The following is a 22,515-nucleotide window of genomic DNA, read 5'->3' as shown; positions in this document are numbered from 1 at the left end:
TCCGGTTTTCGACCGGTCGCGGGTGCAGGAAGCCGGCGGTCGCGCCGGTTGACAATGGTGAAACCCAACCCTTTGAGGACCCCGGATGCCGTGCGCGGCATCCGGGGTCCTTTGTGATGCGGAGGTGGAATGATTCCTGACCAAGCAGGACCGGCCGCGCCGGATGCGGCCGACAAGTTCGACGATGAGCACTACCCCGCCTACACCATGGGCCGGGCCGCGGACATGCTCGGCACCACGCAGGGTTTCCTGCGCAGCCTCGACGAAGCCGGGCTGATCACGCCGCAGCGCTCCGCCGGCGGGCACCGCCGCTACTCCCGCTACCAGCTGCGGCTGGCCGCCCGCGTGCGGGAACTGGTCGATCACGGCACCGCGATCGACGCCGCCTGCCGCATCGTCAGCCTCGAAGACCAGCTCCACGAAGCCCAGCGCCTCAATTCCGAACTCCGCACCCAAGACTGAGCTCCAGCCCGCCGCGAAGCGGGAGTGACGGTTCGCAACCCGGCCTCCCGCTCCAGCAGCGCCACCGCTGGCCCGGGGTCGGCATCCGCCGGGGCAGCGGCATCGGTCCCGTTCGCCGCCGCAGAACGGCAGGCGCGGTTTCAGAACCGGCGCGGAAGCAGCTTTCTCAGGCAGGCGTGCAGGTCAGCTTCGGTGGTGGTGCCGTCCCGGTCGCCTGGAACCCGAAGGTCGTGCTGCCGCCCGCGCCGATCGGGCCGTTCCACCCCGCATCGGAGGCGACCACGCTCGCGGCGTTCTGCTTCAGCGTGGTGTTCCACGAGTTGGTGATCCGCTGGTCGCCGGGCCAGGTCCAGCTGACCCGCCATCCGGTGATCGCCGTGCGGCGGTCGTTGGTGACGGTCACCGTCGCGACGTGTCCGGTGCCCCAGTCGCCGTTGACGGACAGGCTTGCCGAGCACCCGGCCGCCGGCAGGACCAGCAGCGTGATGGAGTTCGCCGGGTAGGTCGCGTCGACGTGGCCGTTGCTCGCCGGGAGGTCGTCACCGCGCACGATGGCGCCCAGGTTGGCCGGGCTGTAGGTGAACCGCTGTGCCGCAGCGGCGTTGTCGAACCCGGCCACCGACAGCGGCGAGGTCAGGTCGCCGCCGGTCTTGTTGACGACCATGACGGTCAGCGCCTGGTCGGAGGACCGCTGCGCCGCATACACCGCCAGCTGACCCTGATCGGCGGCGGTCGCCGACACGCTGACGTCACCGAACCGGCTGCCCGCGCCGTCGTAGTTGCGGTACATCCGGAACGCGTACGCGCCCGGGTCGGTCGGCTTCGGTTCGCCCCACATCGTGGCGAGGTCGAGGCCCTCACGGCCGAAGACACCCAGGATGTCGGCCTCCGCCAGCGCGCCGTTGATGTCGTCCAGCGCGCCCCAGTTGTACTCGGTGATGGCGGTCTTGGTCCCGGGGTAGTACCGGTCGACCCACGACTTCATCGTGCGGATGAACTGCAGCGGCGGCGCGTTGACCCCGCTCGGGCCGATCCAGGACTCCTCGACGTAGGTCGGATCCCACAGCGACCGGATGGACCGCAGCCGCAGCGCATTGGCTTCCGGCGTCTTGTCGCCGCTGATCTGGGGGTAGAAGTGCTGGTCGAAGTAGTCGAGGAAGCGCTTGCCGCCGTGGGCGTCGCTGTAGTCCTTCATGTTCTTGAGGTACCACTGGGAGAGGTTGAGCCCGCCGTGCGCGGCCGAGTCGGCACCCGGCCCGCAACCGTCCACTCCGGACGCAACCCACTCGCAGTATCCCCACCCGGACGGGCCGAGGACAGCCGCGCTGGGGTCGGCGGCCTTGATCGCCGCGGCGGCCGCGGTGCCCTTGCCGCCCAGTTCGTCGTCCGAGACCGGATCGGGGTGCACGTCCCGGTGCGTGCTGGACCAGAGCACCGGCTCGTTGTCGAGTTCGTAGATCGGCACGCCACCTTGGGCCGCGGTGCCGAACTGGTCCACCAGGTGCGAAACCATTTCGCCGTCGAACGCCGCGTCCGCCGGGACCGAGGTGTCGGTGGGGACGCCGGTGAGGTTCTCCTGGTTGAGCTTTCCGTTGCCGCAGTGGGGATCCCACTGGTCGAAGCTGTCCTGCTGCGGGAACCGGGTCGCCGGGAACCCGCAGGCGAACGGGTGGGACGACGGCGAGTCCTTGGCCACCCAGCCGCTCAGGGGCACGGTGACGACCGGCTTGATGCCGCGGCCGAGGTTGGACCCGACCATGCCCTCGACGGAGTGTTCCTGGTCGGCGACGATGTTTTCGAAGTACCAGTCGCTGCCGGTGTTGTAGGTGTGGTTCTTGAAGTTGTAGCGGCTGCTGGCGTTGCCGCCCCAGCGCGCCACCGTCTGGCCGATTTCGGCGTTGAACGCCGGATCGCCGCCGTTGAGGCCGTAGATGCCGGGGCTGATCGGGTGCCGGGCGGCGGACACGCCCACCGACAGGCTGAGCCCGGCGGCGGAAGCCGGGGGCGCGGCGATGACTTGTGCGGTCAGCAACGCGGCCAGCACACAGCCGCTCGCCGTTCCGGGCCTGAGGTGGTGTCGTCGTTGAGCACCCATGAGGAAACTCCTGCCGCCGGCGTGTGGGAGCGCTCCCACACGTTACCGGCCGCGGCACGGACGTCAATCGGCCGATGGGCGGTCGTTTACCGAGCCCGGCGCGCTGACCTGGTGCAGCGAGCGGATGCCGGCGGCGAAAATTTCCGGTCGCCGGAGTGTGTTCAGACGGCGGAGACCGGCCTGGCGGGCGCGGCGATGAGCTCGAGGGCCGTCGCGCGACCGTCGGCGAGGGCTTGGATGCCCTCGACGGCCGTGGCCCGGACCTGAGCGGGAGTGGCGTGTTCCGGCCCCAGCAACGCGGTCACCGACTTCGCGAGGACCTCCTCCGGGACCACCGGCCCCGGCCGGAACCGGCTCGCGTGATCAAAGAGGGTGCCCTCGGCAGGACTACCATAGGATGGGAACGGGTCTGACCAGGGGTTTTCGTCGGCACGTTGATGGTCGAGGCAAGCTTGGCGGACGGTTTACTGCGCTTCGATCTTGTCGAACACCATGTGGTTGATCTCCACGTGGGCCGCACGGATGTTCGCGGCTATCAGGGATTCGAACTGGTCGTCCTTCCAACGTTGCACCACCTGGGGCTCGACCGCGACGAACGGCAAATACTGCTGACCATCGGCGCAGTACTGCGATTTCGCCGAGGACTCGCCGTGCTGTTGCCGGCCGGGTGGCGGGCAGGAGAAGTTCTGCTCGCGCAACTGTTCGTAGAGCTGGTGCAGCACCGCGGTCGGGGGTGGCTTCATGCCTTGTTCCGTACTCTGCTTGAGTTCCACCGCCAGGTTGGTGGTGACGTGGTTGAAGTACGTTTCCTCGGTGAAGGACGTCAGACCGTACACCGGTCTGTGCTGCGCTACGGCGGCCGTCCGGCGCTGGTTCTCCTCTGGCATACCGGCCACCAGTGCCCCGTAGGTGATGTCCTCCACCAGGTTGCGGGCGCGGGCCAGCTGAAGCTGCACGGTGAGGCGGACCAGCTGCTGCGTGGTGCGTTGCTTGAGCATGGCCAGGGGTGTGGTCTCGCCGTGCGGCGTGGTCCAGAAGCCGGCGGTGTCCCGCACTCCGTAGTGATCATAGAAGTACTGGAAGACCTCAGCGCGGTTCGTGCCCATCTGCAGCAGGAACTCGCGTGAGTCGACCGGGTCGGTGCCGACGGTGAGCACCGGGCCGTCCGGCAGCGGCGCCGCGGGGTCCTGGCCGGCCGGGGGTGCCGACGTCTGGTGGACGACGATCACCGCGACCGCGGCGGCGAGCACCAGAGCCGCCCACGTAGTGCACCGGCGCCCGCGGGCCGAGTTGCGGGGAACCGATCGTCTTCCGGCTTCTGGCCGACGCATCCGATGACGCCTCCTCGCTCGTCGTGCGTCAACTGACGGAGAAGTCGTCGCAGTAGCTTGCGGCGCTGCCCCCGTTCTTCCAGCAGTAGATGGTTGCGCTGGTGCTGCCCGAGCCCGTGGTGAACGTGACGCTGATCCGCGTGTAGGTGCTCGAGGTGGCGGGGATGCTGGTCTCCGTGCCGCCGTAGTTCTTGACGCCGACGTAGACGGCGTCGCTGCCGTTGCTCGACTTCACCCAGCCGGTGAGGGTGTAGGTGCGGTTGGACGCGAGCCCGTAAACCGTCTGCGACACACCGGAGTTGACGTTTCCGGTCCGCACGGCGTAGCTGCCGGTGTGCGCGTTGTCGCCGACCACGCCGGCGCCGGCCAGGTTGGTCCAGGGACTCAGGCTGCCCGTCTCGAATCCCGGGTTGTTCACCTGGCCCGCCGGACCGCACAGGTTCTGCATGGCTCCGATGTCAGGACTGGCGCAGACGCTGTTGCCGGAGAAATCCCGCCCGGGAGCACCGGCGATGGCCACCGCGGTGCCGATCGCCGCCGAGCCGCTGGACAGGGCGTAGGCGGCGGCCGCCGTGCCGCGGCCGTTGCCGGCGCCGTTCGGGTGCGCGAACCTCGGGTCACCCACGACCGCGTTCGTGTTGTCGGCGGGCCGGTTGCCCGAGCCGTGGAAGAGGGTGTGATCCCAGCGGGCACTGGTGCCGAAGCCGCCGTTGCCCTGGTTGTCGATGATGTTGTCGGTGAAGGCCGTCCCGCTGCCCCAGTTCGCCCGGTTCGCGCTGTCGATCTTGGGGCTGCCGGAGCCGATGTACACCGTGTTGTTGTAGACGGCGGGAGTCGGAGACCCGCCGCAGCCGTTGTTGAAGATGCCGTTGCGGGCGGTGGCGTCGTTCTGCGAGATGTTGTAGCGGAACACTTCGCCTCGGCCCCCGGCACCACTGCAGTCCATCCAGAGGCCGTCGACGTTGTCGTGGCTGTAGTTGTCCTGCATGAGGCAGTTGGTGGTGTGCAGGTCGCAGTCCAGGGCGTCGCCGTCACCCGCGCCCTGCGACACGAAACCGAACACCTCGTTGCCCTGGACGACCGGGTTGTCGCTGTTGACCGGCCAGATACCGTCCGGATAGGGGTTGTAGTAGCTCGGGCTGCCCGAGTTCGCGCCCCCGGACCAGCTGCCGGCGTCGTAGACGACGTTGTTGAGTATCTGCGCGCCGCTGGTGTAGCGCGTCACGATGCCGTCCGCACCCAGGTCGGTCATCTGGTTGCCCGAGATGGTGACGCCGGTGCTGCGCGCGGAGATGGCGCCGTTCTCCGCCAGGCTGCCCACCCAGACGCCGGCCCGGTTGACGTTCCACACGGCGTTGTCCGAGATGGTCACGCCACTGTAGACGCCGGGGTTCGCGAGCCCGCCGTCGATGTCCACGGCGATCCCGGCGTTGACGCCGTAGTAGCCCCACCGGTAGCCGTTCACGTTGTCGACGGTGTTGGCGGTGATGGTGATGCCGTGCAAGGTGCTGCCGGTGTCGTTGTAGGCGAGGATGCCGGCCCGGTCTCCCGCGCTCGCGCCGCTGTTGGTGACTTCGAGATCCTCGACGGTCACGTACTCGTTGTCGTGCAGGTACACGGTGGCCGGCGTGACCCCGCCGCCGGCGAGGATCGGCTTGCCCGACCCGTGGCCGCTTCGCCACTGCCCGATGACGATGGGGTTGCCACTGGCGCCCGACCCGCGCAGGGCCAGCTGTCCGCGGCAGCTGGTGCCGGTGGCGAAGACGAGTCCGTCACCGGCTTTGAAGGTGTGGGCGTTGACCGAGCTCAGGGTGTTCCAGGGACTGGACTGTGCCGTGCCGTTGCCGTTGCCGGCGGACGCGCAGTCCACCCACCACCAGGTCGTCACGCCGGCTGCCGCGGTCGTCACCGGAGGCACGGCAAGACCCAGGACGAGGCCAACCGCCACGCCGAAGGCGCGGGTGATGCCGCGTCTCACCGGGACCACCGCTGGTTGCTGCCGCCGTTGCAGGTCCACAACTGGATCGGGGTGCCGTTGGCGGTCCCGTTCGCGGCGGCGTCCAGGCACAACCCGGACTGGACGCCGGTCACGGTGCCGTCCGCGTTGAGGTTCCACTGCTGGTTCGCGGCGCCGGTGCAGTCCCAGATCTGCGCCTTGGTGCCGGCGGTCGTGCCCTGGGCCGCGGCGTCCAGGCACTTCGTTCCGTAGACGGTCAGCTGCCGGCCGGACGTGTACGTCCACTGCTGGTTGGTACCGCCGTGGCAGTCCCACAACGCCACCTGGGTGCCGTTGGTGCTGACCGCCCCCGGCACGTCGACGCAGCGGCCGGATCCGGCTCCCTTGAGCACGCCGGCGGCCGGGTTGCTCCCGCCGCCGCCGGCGGTGTGCAGGACCGTGACGGAGTAGGGCGCGACGGTGATCGAGTTCGCCGATGCCTGCGTCGTGGTGCTGATCGAGGTGTCCCCCTTCTTCCACTGGTCGACCGTGGTGGTGCCGTTCGGCGTGTAGCCGTTGTAGGACAGCGACACGGTGGCCGAGTTGCCGAGGTCCTGGTTGATCAGGACGACGTTGACCCCGGTGCTCGTCTTGACGGCGTGGCTGACCAGGAGGGAGTTGCTGGAAGACGTCGCGAGCAGGGTGTCGCCCGGTGCCCCGGCGCGGCCGGTCATGGCGAGCCCGTAGTAGGGCGGCAGCGGGGTGTTGAGCGGTGGTTCCGTGGTGCTGGCGCTGGAGAGGATGCCTTCGTCGTGGTAGTCGGTGGTGCCGTCATCGGCGGGACTGGCGGGGGTGTTCGAGCCGTTGTGCATGTCCCACCAGTCCAGGTTGAACGCGCCGTTTTCCCACCAGGTGAGGTAGGAGTCCGTGGCGAACAGGGCCGAGGTGGCGCTGGTGAGCTGGAAACCGGGGTTGGTCTCGGTGACGGCGATGCCGACCCGGCCGGCGTTGGCCCCGGCGTACTTGCCGATCACCGTGCGGACCGCGGCGACGGTCGAGGCGATCTGCCGCGGCTTGCTCAGCGCGTCGCGGGCGGACCCGGCGCCCGGGTACCAGTGCACGATGGCGAAGTCCGCTTGGTCCCGGACGATGGACATGACGGTGTTGTTCCAGTCCATGGCGTCCCCGGAGTGGACGATGCCGTCGGGCCAGCCGCCCGGCGTGGTGAGCACCACGCCGATCTTGATGGTGCTGTCGACGGCCTTCATCGCGGAGATGAACTGCAGGACGTTGTTCGCGTACGCCCTCGGGCTCTTGTCCGCGTGCGTGTCGTGCTCCCAGTTGGCGCCGTAGTAGCCGTTGCCGTAGACCTCGTTGCCGATTTCCCAGGTCTTGACGCCGTACCCGTGGGTGATGTTGGCGTAGCGGACCCAGGCCGCCGCTTCGGCGGGGGTGCCACTGCCGTAGTTGGCGGTGACGACGGCTTGGGCGCCCGCGGTCCGCACGGTGGACATGAAGGTGTCGAAGCCGGTGTTGGGGGCGACGTACCCGCCGTCCTCCATCGTGTGGGTCTGCCAGTGGTATCCGTCCGCGTAGGAGCCGCCGGGGTACCGCAGGGCGCTGAACCGGGCCCCGCTCACCAGACCGGGGATGGCGGCGTCGTTCATGTGGCCGTCGTAGATCGCGAAGTTGAGACCGTGCCCGGCCGCCGGGATCGTGCCCAGGGTGGCGGCGGTGTTGACGGTGACGGACGCGGACGTCGCGGCGCCGGCCGGTGCGGCGGGCAGCAGGGCCGCGGCGGTCATCAGGATGCTCGCTGTGCCGCCGGCCAGCAGACGCCGGAGGTGCCGGCCGCGCGGTGAGTGGTGTGGTCGCATGGGGACTCCCCAACTGATCGGTGCTGGTGCGCGAGGACCGGGATACGGCGGCGGACGTCTTGACGAAGCCGCCCGCCGCCGGGATGCCGGGAGGGCTATTGACGGGTCCACTTCTGGTTGGTGCCGCCGTTGCAGGTGGCGATGGCGACGGGGGTGGCGTTGGCGGTGGCGGCACCGGTGACGTCGAGGCACAGCCCGGATTCGACTCCGATGACGGTGCCGTCGGAGCCGAGCCGCCATTGCTGGTTGGCGCCGCCGTTGCAGGTGTAGATCTGGACCCGGGTGCCCGAGGCGGTGGCGTGTCCGGGCACGTCGAGGCACTTGCTGCCGTAGACCTGCAAGGCGCCGTTGGACAAGGCCGCCCACTGCTGATTGGTGCCCCCGTTGCAGTCCCAGATCTGCAGCCGGGTGCCATCGGCCTGGCTGACGCCCGGCACGTCCAGGCACCGGTTGGATCCGGCGCCCCGCAGCACCCCGCCGCTGCCGCCACTACCGCCACCGGGGTTGTCGTTCAGTCCCCAGCCGTAGCGGAACCGGTCGAGGCCGGACTGGTTGGTCACCGTCAGCGAGAGATTGGTTCCGCTGCCGGCGAGGGACGTGATCGCGCAGGACGCGTTGAAGCAGGGGCCGGGGCCCACCGTCTGGTCGGCCTGCTTCACCCCGGTCCACAGCAGCGAACCCATGCCGAGACTGCGGACGGTGTCGGTGAGACCGTAGAGGTAGGACACGTTGTTGGTACCGTCGCGCGGCCCGTTGTAGTTGATGCCGGTGTTCATCGGGACGCCGAACTCGCTCAGCACGGCCCGGTCGGCGTAGCCGCACAACCGGCTTCTGAAGGTGGCGGCCCACTCCGCGGCGGTCGGGTGCGTCTCCCCGCCGAGGGTGTACAGGTGGATCGACAGCAGGGTGCCGTTGAGGCGCGAGTCGGCACCGACCGTGCAGATGTCCTGGTCGGCCCACAGCCCCGGGATCACCATGCGCCCGCGCGGGATGGCGGGGTAGTGCGCCAGCCAGTCGGCGGCCAGGTTGGTCAGCTCGGTCGCGCCGTACCCCCACGGCTCGTTGATCATGTCGAAGTAAAAGTTGCTCTTGCCGCCGTACTTGGCGATGACGGTGTCCCACATCCGGTAGAAGGCGGCCGACTCGCCGTTGATCCGGCCGCTGCCGTCCGGTGGTGTCCAGGGCGCGATCATCACGTTCATGCCCAGGGCACTCGCCGCGTCGTAGGCGGCGGTGAGGCTTCCCCACCAGGACGACGCGGTGGTCTGGGGGTTGATGCCGAACCGGACGGTGTTGGTGCCCAGGCCCTGGAATCCCTTCAGGACCGCCGTGGCCTTGGTGTAGGTGGTCGCGTAATTGTCCGATTTGGACAGTCCGATGGGGACGTTCTCGTCCCACAGGAAGTTGTCCCGCTGATCCGCCCAGTTCACGCCGTGGAACTGGCCGGTGGAGGCCCGGGCGGCGGGAGCCGCGGCGAGCTGGACTCCCGCGGACCCCAGCAGGGCCAGCACGAGACCGGCGACCAGGGCGAGCAGGCGTCGTTGTCCACTCATGTTCTTCTCCATAGGGTTCGTCCGGAAAACCTCGGGTTCAGGAGCGGAGGACGGTGAGCCCGCCGGTCGTGGTGAAGGCGGTCGACGTGACGGTGGCGGTCGCGGCGGTCAGCCCGGACGCCGTAGCGCGCAGGGTGAGCGTGCCGGCGCCGCGGGTGGCGCGGACGAAGACCCGGTTGACGCCGGCCTCGGTCTCGACGGCGGACTTGTGCACACTGCCCGGGATGTGGGAGTTGAAGCCGCCGAGGAACGTGCCGGGGCCGGTCAGGGTGAAGTCCACCCGGGCCTGGTGGGTCGGCATCCGGCGGCCGGCGCTGTCGACGGCTTCCACGTCGAAGAACGCGACGTCACTCCCGTCGGCTCGCAGTCCGCCCGGCGCCGTGTACGGGGTGAGCTTGAGGGCGACCGCCGCGCCGGTGGTGGTCTTGGACGCGCGGACGACCTCGGTGCCGCCGGTGGTGTAGCCGACCGCGGTGATGGTGCCGGACTGCCAGGCGACGTCCGGGAAGGAGTACAGGAAGTCGTAGGCCGGTGAGCTGTTGCTGCCGACCTGGGTGCCGTTGACCAGCAACCGCACCTCGTGGACGGCGGCGGAAGCCAGCACGTGGATGGTCTTCCTGGTGCCGGACGGGTACGTCCAGTGGCCGATGACGTGGATGTCGGCCGCCGGGTTCTGCATGACCCGGTAGCTGTGCAGGGACTCCTTGGGAATGCGCACCGCGTCGACCCGACCGGACAGCCGGGCGCACTCCCAGTTGTACTGGCGGCCGTGCTGGTTGGAGTCGGCCCAGATCAACGCGGCGGCGCCGGCGTAGCGGCGGTCGCCGGGCCCCTGGATGCGCTGCGACCAGAACTCGTACCGGCTGCTCGCGGCGACGGTGGCGGCGAAGTCCTCGGACGTCCAGTGGTAGGTGACGTCCGGTCCGGTGCGGTAGCCGAAGTCGGGTGGGGAGTAGTTGTCCCACACCCGGCGGGGCGCCTCGTCACGGGTGTACTCGCACTCGATGACGGGTTTGCGGTCGCGCGCGTAGACCGAGTAGTGCCGGTTGAGCATGGTGCCCACGTACTCGGCCGCGTCCACGGCCGCGGTTCCCCCGTACGCGGAGCTGTCCGAGATGGCCCGGCAGCCGATCGCCCGTCCGCCGGCGGGGTCCCAGGTCCTGCGCAGGTCGAGCATCTGGCTCATGTGCGCGGCCGTGATCCAGTTGTTGCCGGCCTCCCAGAACAGGATGCTGGGGCTGTTGCGGAAGTAGACCATCGAGGCCCGCATCTGCTCGACCCGCTGGTCCCACTGCCGGCCGGTGACGTCGGACTCCTTGTCGCCGGCCGGCTGGACGGACACGATGCCGTACTTGTCGGTCATCCGGATCTGGTTGGGCGGGGCGGAGACGTGCATCCACCGGATCAGGTTGGCGTGGCTGTCCCGGATCAGCTGCCCGTCCAGCCCGGTCAGCCACTCCGGCACCGCGCCGCCGATGACGGCCCATTCGTTGGTGGTCCGCACGGCATACCCGGTCAGGTAGACGTACTGGTCGTTGAGGTACACGCCACCGGCGGTGGTGCCGCCCTGGAACGCGGTCTTGCGGAAGCCGGTCACCACCGGGTAGGCGTCGACCACCGCACCGTCGATGCTCAGCACCATCTCGACCGTGTACAGGGAGGGCGAGGCCGGGCTCCAGAAGCGGAGGCCGGGAATCCGTTGGGAGAGCGTCACCACCCGGGTCTCGCCCGGGGCCACGCTGACCGCCGAACCGGCGATGGTCGCGTGCAGGGCGCCGCCGGCGTCGATCAGGTTCGCCGACACGGTGACGGTCCGCGCGGCGGAGTCTTCGTTGCGTACCTGCGCCTGCGCGGTGATCGCCGCGGTCGCGCCGGGGATGTTGAACGCGCTCGGGAAGACGTAGGTGCCCGTGGTGCCCAGGTTCATGGACAGCGGCAGCGTGAAGTACGTCCTGGGCAGCACGTGCATCCGGACGTTGTGGGTCAACCCGCCGTACTCGGGGTAGAAGTCACGGGTGTCCCATTGGAACCCGACCCCGCCGGCCTGCTCAGGCCGCCACTTCGTGTTGTCGGCCTTCACCGCGATCACGTTGTCCGCGCCGAACCTGATCCGGTCGGTGATGTCGAAGCCGAACGGGGAGACCCCGAATTCGCACAATCCCACCTGGACGCCGTTGACGTACACCGTGGCCGCCTGCCGCACCCGTTCGAACTCCAGGAACACCTTCATCCCGGCCAGACCGGCCGGCATGGTGAAGTGCTTGCGGTACCAGGTGATCTGCATGGCGACCGCGCTCTCGCCGGAGCTGGTGATCCAGTTGTCGAACGAGTCGACGTCGTTGTAGGTGTGCGGCACGCTCACCGTCGTCCACGAGGAGTCGTCGAACGTGGTCGCGTTCGCCCCGGGGACGTCGGCCTGGACGAATCGCCAGTCCGGGTTGAGGTCGTACACCACGCGACGGCTCGCCGTCGCCGCCTCCGCGGTGGGCTCGAGGCGGGGCAGAGCCGCGCTCGCGGCCAGCGCACCGGCGCCGGCCAGGACGGAACGCCTCCGCAGGACCGTGCGCTTCGCCTCCGGGGAAGCCTTTTCGTCCCCCAGGAGAGGGCTGGGTTGGGCGAGCGGACGTCGTTGTCGCTGGGCCACAGGTCCTCCATCGCCACGCTGGTCTGGCAGGCCGTCGTCCGTCCCCCTGGTCTGGGAACGCTCCCAGACGAGGGCCGGGCCATCCGGTGAAACTCTTCGCGGAGTCATCACTGGAAGGCCACGTCGAACGGACGCCAACGGTGGCGGCGTTCGGGGCGAACAGGGGTAACTTTCTGCGGGAAACAAACCCAATTCACGATAGGGCGGCTCCCGCGCCCGGTCAAGGGCCACCTCGCGAGGCCTGTGCCCCGGATCGGGAGCGTGCGCCGGTTCCCCGTGCGGGCGCGAACTCGTGTCTCTTGTGGACGCCTCGACCGGTTCCGGCAGCGGCGATCTCCGGCTCGGGGGACCGCACGGACGTCTTGCGAGGTCAAGGGATCCGGTCCGGTGCCGTCCTGGACCGCCACCCCGTCCGGTCAGGGATGTGCGGCGCCGGCCGCTTCGCGGATGACCAGGCAGGCCGCGCCCCTGGCCCAGAGGTCGTCGCCGCCCGGCTCCAGGGTGAGTTCGCAATCCGTTGCCGCGGTGGAGAAGGCGTGGCGGTGGAACGCGGTCAGGCACGCGCTTTCGAACACGTCGAAGGCTTTCATACCGTGGCCGGTGAGGATGATCTTGCCGAGGTTGAGCAGGTTGCACAGGGCGGCCAGGCCCCGGCCCAGTGCTTCGCCCATGGCCGTGTAGGCGGCCAGGGCCGCCGCGTTGCCCGACCGGGCCAGTGCGGCCACTTCTTCGGTGCTGTCGCAGCGCGGACCGCCCTGGGCGGCGGTGGCCGCGATGACCGCGGGATCGGCGGCGACGGCTTCCAGGCAGCCGGTGTTGCCGCAGCTGCAGGGCGGCCCGCCGGGATTGAGGGGCAGGTGGCCGAATTCGCCCGCCAGTCCGGTGGCACCGGTGTGGAGTTCGCCGTTGAGCAGCAGGCCGCAGCCGATGCCGGCGCTGACGGCGACGACCGCGAAGGAGCGGACGCCGCGGCCCGCGCCGAACCACTGTTCGGCGATGACCACGGCGTTGACGTCGTTGTTGACGACGATGGGCAGGCCCGTGGCGGTGGTGAGCAGGGCGGCGACGTTGATGTCGTCCCAGCCGAGGATGCCGGAGTGCACGCAGCGGCCGGTGGCCGGGTCGACGTGGCCGCCCAGCGAGACGCCCACGCCGAGCAGGCCGCGAGGCGCGGCGGAACGCAGCCTGCCGATGAGGCCGGCGGCGGCGGCCAGGACGGTGTGCGGTTCGTGGCCTTCGGGCAGCGGGTGGTACAGGCGGGTCAGGGTGTTGGCCCGCAGGTCGGTGAGGACGCCGGTGACGCCCGCGGGCCCGAGCTGGACGCCGATGGCGTGGTACCGGCCGGCCGCGACCCGGATGAGGCGCTGCGGGCGGCCGGGGCCGTCGACCCTGCTGCCGGCCTCGACGAGGTAGCCGGAGTCGATCAAGGGGGTGACCGCCTTGGTGACGGTGGACTGCGACAGGCCCAGCCTGCGGGCGACCTCGATGCGGGAGATCGGGCCGAAGGTCAGGACCTCGGCGAAGATCTGGGCGCGGGTGCCGTCCGCCGTGCCCGTCCAGGTGGTGGCGGCCAACCTCGGGACCGGCCCGATGCTGGGCGGGGAACCCGGGTCGTCGGCCGTCACCGCACCATGCTATCCCGGTGATCAGGATGGACCGCCGCGGCGGACGGCGTGCGGCCGCGGCCGCACCCTCCGGCGAGGGCGCGACCGCGGCCGGTGGGTCAGGTCAGGGAGCAGGTCGGCGTGGGAGTCCAGCCGGCCGGGTCACCGTTGAGGATCATCCCGGCGGTGGCGAAGGCACCGGGGGCGAGCGCGCCGTTCCACGAGGCGTTGCGCACGGTGGCGGTGGTCCCCGTGGTGGTGGTGACCCCGTTCCACGTCTGGGCCACGGACATGCCACCGGCCAGGCCCAAGCTCGCCGTCCAGCCCGTGCCGGACGTGGTGCCGCGGTTCCGGACGGTCAGGTCGAGCTGGAACTGCCCTGGCCACTTGCCGGTCACCGTCACCGCCGCGGTGCACCCGGTGCCGGACTGGTCCGGCTTGGTGCGCACGGTCAGCGCCGGTGACGGCGGCGAGGAGGTGCCGGCGGCGTTGTTGGCGCGGACGGTGAAGGTGTAGGCGGTGTCGGGTTTCAGGCCGGTGACCGCGAGGGTCGTGGTGGCGGTGCGGCCGGCCGGGCTGCCGTCCCGTTCGACGGTGTAGTCCGCCGCGCCGGTGACCGCGGGCCAGGACAGCGTGACGCCGGTCGCGGTGAGGTCCGACGCCGTGGGCGCGCCCGGCGCCGGGAGCGTGGGCGTGTCGTCCTTCGGGATGACGTACAGGGTGATGGAGCCGGCGGGCAGGGTGGCGGTGAACCCGGTCGCCGACACCGCCTGGTCGGCTTCGTGGACGATGCCCGTCGGGTCGGCGCCGCTGTAGCGGTAGACCTGCGCCGTGCCGGCACCCCGGCCGGACATCGCCACCGGGCTGGTCAGGTCGCCACCGGTCTTGTTGACGACCATCAGGGTGGTGGCACCGTCGGTGGCGCGCTCGGCGCCGTAGATCGACACCTTGTCCTGGTCGGTGCTCGTGGCGCGGATCCGGGTGTCCCCGAACCGGCCGCCCCGGCCGTCGTAGTCGCGGTACATCCGGAAGGCGTCGGCGACCGGCTGGCCGGCGCTCGGAGCGGTCCACAGCGTGGCCAGGTCCAGGCCTTCGCGACCGAAGATGCCCAGCACGTCGGCCTGGGCCAGCGCGCCGTTCACGGAGTCGAAGGCGCCCCAGCTGTACTCGGTGATGGCGGTCTTCGTGCCGGGGTAGTTCCGCGCGACCATGTCCTTCATCCGGGGGATGAACCTGATCTTGTCGTTGATCCACGACTCGTCGACGTAGGTCGGGTCCCAGAGCTGGCGGGTCGAACGCAGCCGCAGCGCCTGGGTGCCGGCGTCGCCGGCATCGCTCGAGGAGACCCCGGACTGCTGCGGGTAGATGTGGTTGTCGTAGTAGTCCAGGATGCGCACGCCGTGCTGCTGCTCGTAGGCGCGCATCTGGGCCAGGTACCACTCGCCGAAGTCCACGCCGCCGTGGTTCGGGCGGTCCGCGTCGCCGAGGCCGGAGTGCAGCAGCGACATGTAACCCCAGCCCACCGGCCCCATCGTCTTGGCCGAGGGGTCGGCGGCCTTCACCGCGGCTCCGATGTCGTAGGTGCGGTCGCGCAGCTCCACCGCGCCCGCGCCCTGCGGGTGCACGTCGCGGTGGGTGTGCTGCCACAGGTCGGGTTCGTTGTCCAGGTCGTAGTAGCGGACGCCCCCGCCGGCCGCGGTGCCGTACTTGCCCGTGAGGTGGTGGATCCAGTCCTCGACGTACTGCGCGCCCGCCTCGACGCTGGTGTCGTGCGGGTCGTTCCCGGTGACGTTCGTGCCGTCGGGCCGGACGCCGTTGCCGCAGTCCGGGGCCCACGAATCGGTGCTCTGCTGGGGGCCGTACTTCGCCACCGAGAACCCGCACGCCTTGCCCCGGGCCTTCGGCACCCAGCCGATCAGCGGGACGGTGAACAGGCTCTTGCTGCCGGTGCGCACGTTCCGCTCGTGGGTCAGGTCGGTGACCGACCCGTCCGGCAGCGCCGCCGGGTCCGGGGTCGCCTCGTCGATGTTCTCGAAGTACCAGTCGGAGGCGCGGTTGGTGTTGTCGAACCGGAAGTTGTAGCGGGTGGTGGAGTTGCCGCCCCACCGCTGTACGGGCAACCGGAGCTCCGCGGCCAGTTCCTCGCTCGCGAAGTTCATTCCGTAGATGTCCTCGCTGATCGGCTGCCGATCGGCGAGGACGTCCACGGCCAGGTCGGGGCCCGGCGCGGCGGTGGCGGCGTCGGCGGGAGCGACCGTGACCACGGTCGAGACGGCGAGGACCGCCATGGTGGCCAGGGGCCAGGGGCGTCGGGCACGCACTGCTCTGGGCATGTCTGGGACTCCTATGGGCGTGTACGAGATTCCTCTGGGAGCGCTCCCATGGGACGGTGGCCGGTGCCGTGCCCCGGCTCATGCGGCCGGGGCACGGCAGCGCGGTCAGCAGGGGTTGGTCTGGGTGAGCAGGCCGAGCTGGTACGGCAGCTGCGAGTACGGCACGTTCGTGGAGTTCGGGTTCACTCCCTGGTAGAGAAGCTGCAGGTGGCAGGGATCGATCTCCATGGTCTGGTCGTACCCGGTGCGGATCAGTTCCCCGTGGCTGACGTCGTTGGTCCACTGTCCACTGGGGAACGTCACGTTGGCCAGACCGGCGAACGGGTTCGCGATCTGGGTCCAGGACCCGCTCAGGCTGGGCGCGGTCCAGGCGCGGTAGACGCGGTGGCCGACCGAATCCCAGCCCTCCACGAGCATCAGGTAGGTGCTGGAGCCCTTGACCTTGTACACGGCGGTGGCTTCGAACAGGTTGCCCCGGTTGTCGTCGTGCAGCACCACCGCCGTGTTGCCGAAGCCGTTGGGGAAGTTCGCCACCGTGGTCTGCGACCGGAAGATGTCACCGGCGTCGTTGGCGTAGAACAGGTAGCAGTTGGCGGTGTCACAGGTGACGAAGAAGTCCAGCCAGCCGCCCCCGTGCTGGTCGACCACGGGCGGCGTACTGGCGAAGAAGTTCGTCGGCGTGCTCCAGTTCTGCGGCTGGGTCGGGTCGGTGTTGGTCGAGAAGGCGGGCGGTCCCTGCTGGAACACCAGGTACCACTTGTTCTGCGGGGCGAAGTAGAACACCTGCGGCGCGGCCATGTACCGGTGGCCGAGGTTCGGGTTGTCGCTCAGGTGGTATTGCGACGCCGACGCGGCCTGCGAGAAATCGGTGAAGTGCGTGTACTCGACACTCCAGGCGCCGGACGTGTCCGCGGTGGTGGCGTACACCAGCCATTGCCCGTTGTACCGGACGATGCTCGGGTCCTTCACCGACACGATGTTGTGCCCGGACACGGGCTTCGCGCTGATCAGGGGACCTTGGTCCGTCCACCGGAAACTCGACGGCAGGTTCCCGCCGCCCGGCCCGGTGGGCGTCAGGCCGGTCCATTGCTGGTTGCTCTGGCCGTTGCAGGTCCAGAGCACCACCGGGGTGCTGTTCGCGGAGGCGCCGCCTCCGCTCACGTCCAGGCACAGCCCGGATTCGACGCCGGTCACCGTGCCGTCGGCGTTGACGCGCCACTGCTGGTTCGTCCCGCCGTTGCAGCTCCAGATCTGCACCCGGGTGCCGGCCGCGGTCGCGTGACCGGGCACGTCCAGGCACTTGGTGCCGTACACGGTCAACTGGTTGAGCGCGGTGAGTGTCCACTGCTGATTGGTGCCGCCGTTGCAGTCCCAGACCTGCATGAGGGCTCCGTCGGCCTGGCTGCGCCCGGTCACGTCCAGGCAGCGGCCGGAGGCGACGCCACGGAGCGCGCCGGTGCTGTCGGCGTGCGCGACGCCGGCGCCGATCACCGAGACCGCCGCGAGCAGTGCGGACACCGCGGCCCATGACCGGAACAGCTTTCTGTGTTTTGGCATTCCTGTTGACTCCTTGACTTGGGTGACCGGACGCGCAATGGCACGGGGGAGCGAGCCGGCAGGCAAACCGTTGTCGTTCACACGCGGCGTGTTCCCGCAGGGCGCCTTCGGCGTTCTGCGGAGCGCTCCGCCGCGGACGCGGTCGGGCGCGCGGCGACCGGAATGGCCGGCTGGAGTGGCCCGGGTGGTGCCACCGGGAAGTGCGTGCTGTCGGCGGCCGAGGCTTCCTACGCGTCGGAGGCGAGGTGACTCTGCCGGTTGACGAGGGTCACGACACTTGCCTCCGGTGGACGACCCGGCGCTGCGGCCGAGCCCGTCGCCGGCCGACCGGACGGATCACCGTCCGTGGCTCATCGGGGCACTGCGGAACCGTCGCGGACCTGGCCGCGCACAAGAGCTTCCGGAGCATGGGAACTCCCATCGTCGTTGACGTGAGTACCTGTCTGTCCACCACGTTCGGCCGGTATGGCGTGCCGGTTTCCGACGTCGATCCGCCATTGGCCGTGCTCCAACGAAAGCCCGCCGGTGTGAACGCTAACACGGCGGCGGGACCAAGCAAAGGCCCGTGCGGACGTCCGCCGCGGCGAACGCTGCGCACGCCACGCAGCTGGACGCGGGCGTTGTCCTTGTCGCACATCGTGGTGCCGCACACGTGCAGCCGGCCGCGCCGGGGGTATTACTTCGATATGGAAAGTATCAGCGCCTGTTTGGAGTATTCGATCTTGTCCGGCACGCGTGCGGGTCGCGCAGTGGTGGTCGAATCGAACAAAAGCCATCAAGCTGCGCAGTCTCGCCCGGCCGGGGTTTCCGGGCGCCCCGACGGTGCCGGATCATGAAATTTACTCCTGCGCCGGGATTTCCGCAGGTCAATCCGGCTCTGCTTGGTGACCGGGGCGTCGGAGGAGGCGGACGACGCCGTGGTCTGGCCAGATGAGGTGCTTGACAGGACCAGGAGACTTTGACATTTTCAGGTGGCTTCCAACGAATACTTTCGCCAAGCAACGAACTGCTGGTCGGGGCCGGTTCCGCGGCACGCTCCGCGTTACCGGCCCGGCGCCCGCCCGCTCACCGGCACCGTCGTCTTGGCAGACCACCACGACCACCCACCCCCACGACACCCCTCCGAGTGCCCCCTCTGGGAGCGCTCCCGGACGGCACCGGGCATTCCCGGTGCCGTCCGGTCTCCGCGTCCCACCGGACCGCACACGACGCTCAGACTCACCGAGGAGGATCTGTGCGCAAGTTCTGGCGATCAGCGTTTTCGGCCGTGCTGGCCGCGGCCGCGGTGCCGATCGCGCTGCTCTCCGTCCAGCAGCCGGCCCAGGCATTGGAGAACAACCTGGCCCGCACGCCGCAGCTGGGCTGGAACGACTGGAACAGCTTCGGCTGCAACGTGAACGAGACCCTGGTCCGGCAGACCGCCGACGTGATGGTGTCCAGCGGCATGGCCGCGGCCGGCTACCAGTACGTCAACATCGACGACTGCTGGTCGGAGTGGAACCGGGACAGCAGCGGAAACCTGGTGCCGGACCACACCAAGTTCCCCAGTGGCATGAAGGCGCTGGCCGACTACGTGCACGGCAAGGGGCTGAAGCTGGGCATCTACTCCTCGGCCGGTACGACGACGTGCCAGGGTTACCCGGCGAGCCTGGGCAACGAGCAGCGGGACGCGAACCTGTGGGCATCGTGGGGGATTGACTACCTGAAGTACGACAACTGCGGTGATCACCAGGGTCGTAGCGGTCAGGACCGCTACGTCGCGATGCGGGACGCCCTGGCGAAGTCCGGGCGGCCGATCCTGTTCGCGATCTGCAACTGGGGTGGCGACAGCGTCAACCAGTGGGGGCCGGCGACGGGCAACTCGTGGCGCACCACCTGGGACATCCAGGGGAACTGGGGTTCGGTGCTGGGCATCCTCGACGCCCAGCCCGGCTGGGCCGGGCTCGCCAAACCGGGCGCGTGGAACGACCCGGACATGCTCGAGGTCGGCAACGGCCTGTCCGACACCGAGGCCCGGGCGCACTTCAGCCTGTGGGCGCTGCTCAACGCCCCGCTGCTGGCCGGCAACGACCTGCGCACCATGAGCGCCGCCACGCGGTCGATCCTGACCAACACCGAAGTCATCGGGGTCAACCAGGACTGGGGCGGGCGGCAGGGCAACCGGATCGCCGACTACGGCGACACGGAGGTCTGGACCAAGCCGATGGCCAACGGTTCCATGGCGGTCGTGCTGCTCAACCGCGGCAGCGGCACGAGCACGATCAGCACCTCCGCCTCACAGATCGGTCTCGGGTCGGCCTCGAGCTACTCGGTGCGTGACCTCTGGGCGCACTCCACGGGCACCACCAGCGGCGCGATCAGCGCGTCGGTGCCGGGCCACGGCGCCGCGATGTACGTCGTCACCGGCGGCGGGGTGGCCAACCCCGGCACGTTCGCGTTGCGGGGTCAGGGATCGGGGCGGTGCCTGGACATCACCGGCGCGTCGCAGGCCAACGGCACGCCGGCCGAGATCTGGGACTGCCACGGCGGGGCGAACCAGGCGTTCACCTCGACCGCGGCCGGAGAGCTGCGGGTCTACGGCAACACCAAGTGCCTGGACGTGTCCGGCAACGCCACGGCCAACGGCACGGCGGTGGCGATCTGGGACTGCACCGGCGGCGGCAACCAGCAGTTCCGGCTCAACGGCGACGGCAGCATCACCGCCGTGGGCGCGAACAAGTGCCTCGACGTCAACGGCGCCGCCACCGCCAACGGCAGCAAGGTCCAGATCTGGGACTGCTCCGGCGGCAGCAACCAGAAGTGGGCCAAGGCCTGACGCCGCGCCCGTCCTGATCGTCGGAGAGGGCCGGCCCCCCCGGGCGGAGGTCCGGCCTTCTCCGGCTCCACAACGGCGGGCTTCCGGCTGGGGAGACATCCCGGGCGGACCGCCATCCGTGTTCCCGGACGCGGTGCCGGCCGGTGCCGCGCCGAGCCGGCCGTGCGGGCCGGTCGATCGTTGATCTCGACGTGGAGGTCTGATGAAAGCGTTCACCTCGAACAGGCGACGGTGGTCGCCGGTGCGGCTCACCGCGGCGGTGGTGGCCGCCGTCGCGGGTGTGGGGGCCGTCGCGGTGCCGGCGGCGGCGGTGACCGGTTCGACCATCGTCGGGGTCGCCTCCGGGCGGTGCCTGGACGTGGTCGGCCAGTCGCAGGCGGACAAGGCCGGCGTGGACATCTACGACTGCAACGGGCAGGCCAACCAGGCGTGGACGTTCACCGCGGCCGGCGAGCTGCGGGTGTACGACAGCCCGAAGTGCCTGGACGTCGCCGGTCAGGCCACCACCGCACCGGCGGTCGTGCAGATCTACACCTGCAACGGCGGGGCCAATCAGAAGTGGCGGATCGACTCCACCGGGACGATCGTCGGCGTGCAGTCGGGCCTGTGCCTGGACGTGACCGGCGCCGGGACCGCCAACAGCACCGCGGTCGGGCTGTGGACGTGCAACGGCCAAGCCAACCAGCAGTGGCGCACGGCGTCAGGCGGCGACACGCAGCCACCCACCGTGCCGGGCAACCCACGGGTGAGCAACCTGGCCTGCGACACGGTGACCTTCGCGTGGAACGCGTCGACCGACAACGTCGGGGTGGCGTTCTACGACGTCTACCACGACGGCCAGCTGATCAAGTCGGTGAGCGGTGCCACGCTCTCCACCGACCTCACCGTCGTGCCCGGCACCACCTGGGGCCTCTACGTCAACGCCCGGGACGCCGCGGGCAACGTCTCGCAGGCCAGCACGACGGTGCCGATCACCCCGCCGCAGTGCCAGGCCGACACCCAGCCCCCGACCGCGCCGGCCGCCCTGTCCGGCACCGCGGCCGGCACGACCGTCACGCTGCGCTGGACCGCCGCGAGCGACAACATCGGGGTCCGCGCCTACGACATCTACCGCGACAACGCCAAGATCGGCACGGTCACCGGCACCGCGAGCACCCCGCCGGCCACGACCTTCACCGACAGTGCCCTGGCCGCGAACACCACCTACCAGTACTACGTGGTCGCCCGGGACGCGCAGGCCAACGTCTCCGCGCACAGCAACACCGCCACCGTGACCACGGGCGGCGCCTGCGGCGCTTCGGTGTGCGCGGTCACGCAGATCGCCACCGACACCGACATCCCGTGGGGCCTGGCCACCCTGCCCGACGGCACCATCCTCTACACCCGCCGCGACGCCCAGGACATCGTCCACCTCAACCCGGCCACCGGCGCCAAGACCACCGTCGGCACCGTGCCCAACGTGCAGAGCACCGACGGCGAGGGCGGCCTGACCGGCCTGGCCGTCTCGTCCACCTACGGCAGCGACCACTGGCTCTACATCATGCACACCTCGCCCTCCGACAACCGGATCGTGCGGATCAAGCTGGAGAACGACAAGCTCACCACGAGCAGCGAGCAGATCCTGCTCAGCGGGATCCTGCGCAACAAGTTCCACGACGGTGGCCGGCTGCGCTTCGGCCCCGACGGCAAGCTCTACGCCGGCACCGGCGACGCCCAGAACGGCGACAACGCCCAGAACACCACCAGCCTCAACGGCAAGGTCCTCCGGCTCAACCCCGACGGCACCGTGCCCTCGGACAACCCGTTCGGCAACTACGTGTGGAGCTACGGGCACCGCAACCCGCAGGGTCTGGCGTTCGACTCCCAAGGCCGGCTGTGGGAGCAGGAGTTCGGCAACTCCGTCATGGACGAGACGAACCTGATCACCAAGGGCGGCAACTACGGCTGGCCCGCGTGCGAGGGCACCTCGGGCAGCTGCGGCACCGCCGGGTTCATCACGCCGAAGCACACCTACCCGGTCGCCGAAGGCTCCTGCAGCGGCATCGCCGTCGTGCGTGACGTGCTCTACGTCGCCTGCGAACGCGGGACCCGGATGTACCGCGAGGTGATCAGCGGCAGCGAACTGACCAACGTGCAGACGTACTTCAACGGCACCTACGGCCGGCTGCGCACCGTCGAGCCCGCCCCCGACGGCGGCCTGTGGCTGACGACGACCAACAACGGCGACAAGGACAGTATTCCCAACAACAGCAACGAAAAGATCTTCCACGTCACCCTCGGCACCTGACGTGGCGGGCGCCGCGGCCGG

13 protein-coding genes are annotated in these 22,515 nt (G+C 69.8%); 3 read left to right on the top strand and 10 right to left on the bottom strand.

Annotated features, from left to right (window positions below):
* The first annotated feature begins 129 nt into the window (after positions 1–129).
* A complete protein-coding gene (locus tag ISP_RS40500) occupies positions 130–462 on the top strand; it encodes a MerR family transcriptional regulator (RefSeq protein ID WP_013229578.1) in 333 nt (110 codons plus the stop codon).
* A gap of 166 nt (positions 463–628) precedes the next feature.
* Here the strand turns inward: ISP_RS40500 and ISP_RS40495 are convergent, their stop codons facing one another.
* The 10 genes from ISP_RS40495 to ISP_RS40450 all read right to left on the bottom strand — a co-directional run bounded on the left by ISP_RS40495 (position 629) and on the right by ISP_RS40450 (position 17,392).
* The gene (locus ISP_RS40495; protein WP_230468583.1) at positions 629–2,494 is read right to left on the bottom strand and encodes a glycoside hydrolase family 44 protein; all 1,866 of its coding nucleotides are present in this window, start codon (positions 2,492–2,494) and stop codon (positions 629–631) included.
* A gap of 224 nt (positions 2,495–2,718) precedes the next feature.
* Entirely contained in the window at positions 2,719–2,892 is a 174-nt protein-coding gene (locus ISP_RS40490) for a hypothetical protein (protein WP_014467698.1), read from the bottom strand.
* A gap of 129 nt (positions 2,893–3,021) precedes the next feature.
* On the bottom strand, positions 3,022–3,807 hold the full coding sequence (locus ISP_RS40485) for a hypothetical protein (protein ID WP_013229576.1): 786 nt from the start codon (positions 3,805–3,807) through the stop codon (positions 3,022–3,024).
* Positions 3,808–3,916: 109 nt separating this feature from the next.
* Positions 3,917–5,797, bottom strand: coding sequence for a carbohydrate binding domain-containing protein (locus tag ISP_RS40480; protein ID WP_230468582.1), 1,881 nt, complete (start codon positions 5,795–5,797; stop codon positions 3,917–3,919).
* 65 nt (positions 5,798–5,862) lie between these two features.
* Positions 5,863–7,701 (bottom strand): ricin-type beta-trefoil lectin domain protein, encoded by a 1,839-nt coding sequence (locus ISP_RS40475; protein ID WP_013229574.1) that lies wholly within the window; start codon positions 7,699–7,701, stop codon positions 5,863–5,865.
* 95 nt (positions 7,702–7,796) lie between these two features.
* Entirely contained in the window at positions 7,797–9,254 is a 1,458-nt protein-coding gene (locus ISP_RS40470) for a ricin-type beta-trefoil lectin domain protein (RefSeq protein ID WP_230468581.1), read from the bottom strand.
* Positions 9,255–9,291: 37 nt separating this feature from the next.
* Positions 9,292–11,898: a sugar-binding domain-containing protein gene (locus ISP_RS40465; RefSeq protein WP_230468580.1), complete on the bottom strand. Its 2,607-nt coding sequence runs from the start codon at positions 11,896–11,898 to the stop codon at positions 9,292–9,294.
* Positions 11,899–12,314: 416 nt separating this feature from the next.
* Complete coding sequence (locus ISP_RS40460; RefSeq protein WP_013229571.1) at positions 12,315–13,523, bottom strand: ROK family transcriptional regulator; 1,209 nt, start codon at positions 13,521–13,523, stop codon at positions 12,315–12,317.
* 98 nt (positions 13,524–13,621) lie between these two features.
* Positions 13,622–15,835, bottom strand: a complete 2,214-nt coding sequence (locus tag ISP_RS40455) for a glycoside hydrolase family 44 protein (RefSeq protein ID WP_230468579.1) — start codon at positions 15,833–15,835, stop codon at positions 13,622–13,624.
* A 105-nt stretch (positions 15,836–15,940) separates the two neighbouring features.
* Positions 15,941–17,392 carry a non-reducing end alpha-L-arabinofuranosidase family hydrolase gene (locus ISP_RS40450; protein WP_013229569.1) on the bottom strand — a complete coding sequence of 484 codons (1,452 nt, stop codon included), beginning with the start codon at positions 17,390–17,392 and terminating at the stop codon, positions 15,941–15,943.
* Between the two features lie 1,234 nt (positions 17,393–18,626).
* Here ISP_RS40450 and ISP_RS40445 point away from each other — a divergent pair.
* Both ISP_RS40445 and ISP_RS40440 read left to right on the top strand, forming a co-directional pair.
* Positions 18,627–20,207, top strand: coding sequence for a ricin-type beta-trefoil lectin domain protein (locus tag ISP_RS40445; protein ID WP_013229568.1), 1,581 nt, complete (start codon positions 18,627–18,629; stop codon positions 20,205–20,207).
* Positions 20,208–20,409: 202 nt separating this feature from the next.
* Entirely contained in the window at positions 20,410–22,494 is a 2,085-nt protein-coding gene (locus ISP_RS40440; protein WP_013229567.1) for a PQQ-dependent sugar dehydrogenase, read from the top strand.
* Positions 22,495–22,515 lie beyond the last annotated feature (21 nt).

Origin of the sequence: Amycolatopsis mediterranei (assembly GCF_026017845.1) — a bacterium.
Taxonomy (GTDB): domain Bacteria; phylum Actinomycetota; class Actinomycetes; order Mycobacteriales; family Pseudonocardiaceae; genus Amycolatopsis; species Amycolatopsis mediterranei.
This window is presented reverse-complemented; position numbering and strand designations above follow the sequence as displayed.

Bases quoted from the DNA above. Each gene is read 5' to 3' on its own strand.
- ISP_RS40500 (WP_013229578.1), top strand. From the start codon at position 130: ATGATTCCTGACCAAGCAGGACCGGCCGCGCCGGATGCGGCCGACAAG.
- ISP_RS40475 (WP_013229574.1), bottom strand. From the start codon at position 7,701: ATGCGACCACACCACTCACCGCGCGGCCGGCACCTCCGGCGTCTGCTG.
- ISP_RS40470 (WP_230468581.1), bottom strand. From the start codon at position 9,254: ATGAGTGGACAACGACGCCTGCTCGCCCTGGTCGCCGGTCTCGTGCTG.
- ISP_RS40455 (WP_230468579.1), bottom strand. From the start codon at position 15,835: ATGCCCAGAGCAGTGCGTGCCCGACGCCCCTGGCCCCTGGCCACCATG.
- ISP_RS40450 (WP_013229569.1), bottom strand. From the start codon at position 17,392: ATGCCAAAACACAGAAAGCTGTTCCGGTCATGGGCCGCGGTGTCCGCA.
- ISP_RS40440 (WP_013229567.1), top strand. From the start codon at position 20,410: ATGAAAGCGTTCACCTCGAACAGGCGACGGTGGTCGCCGGTGCGGCTC.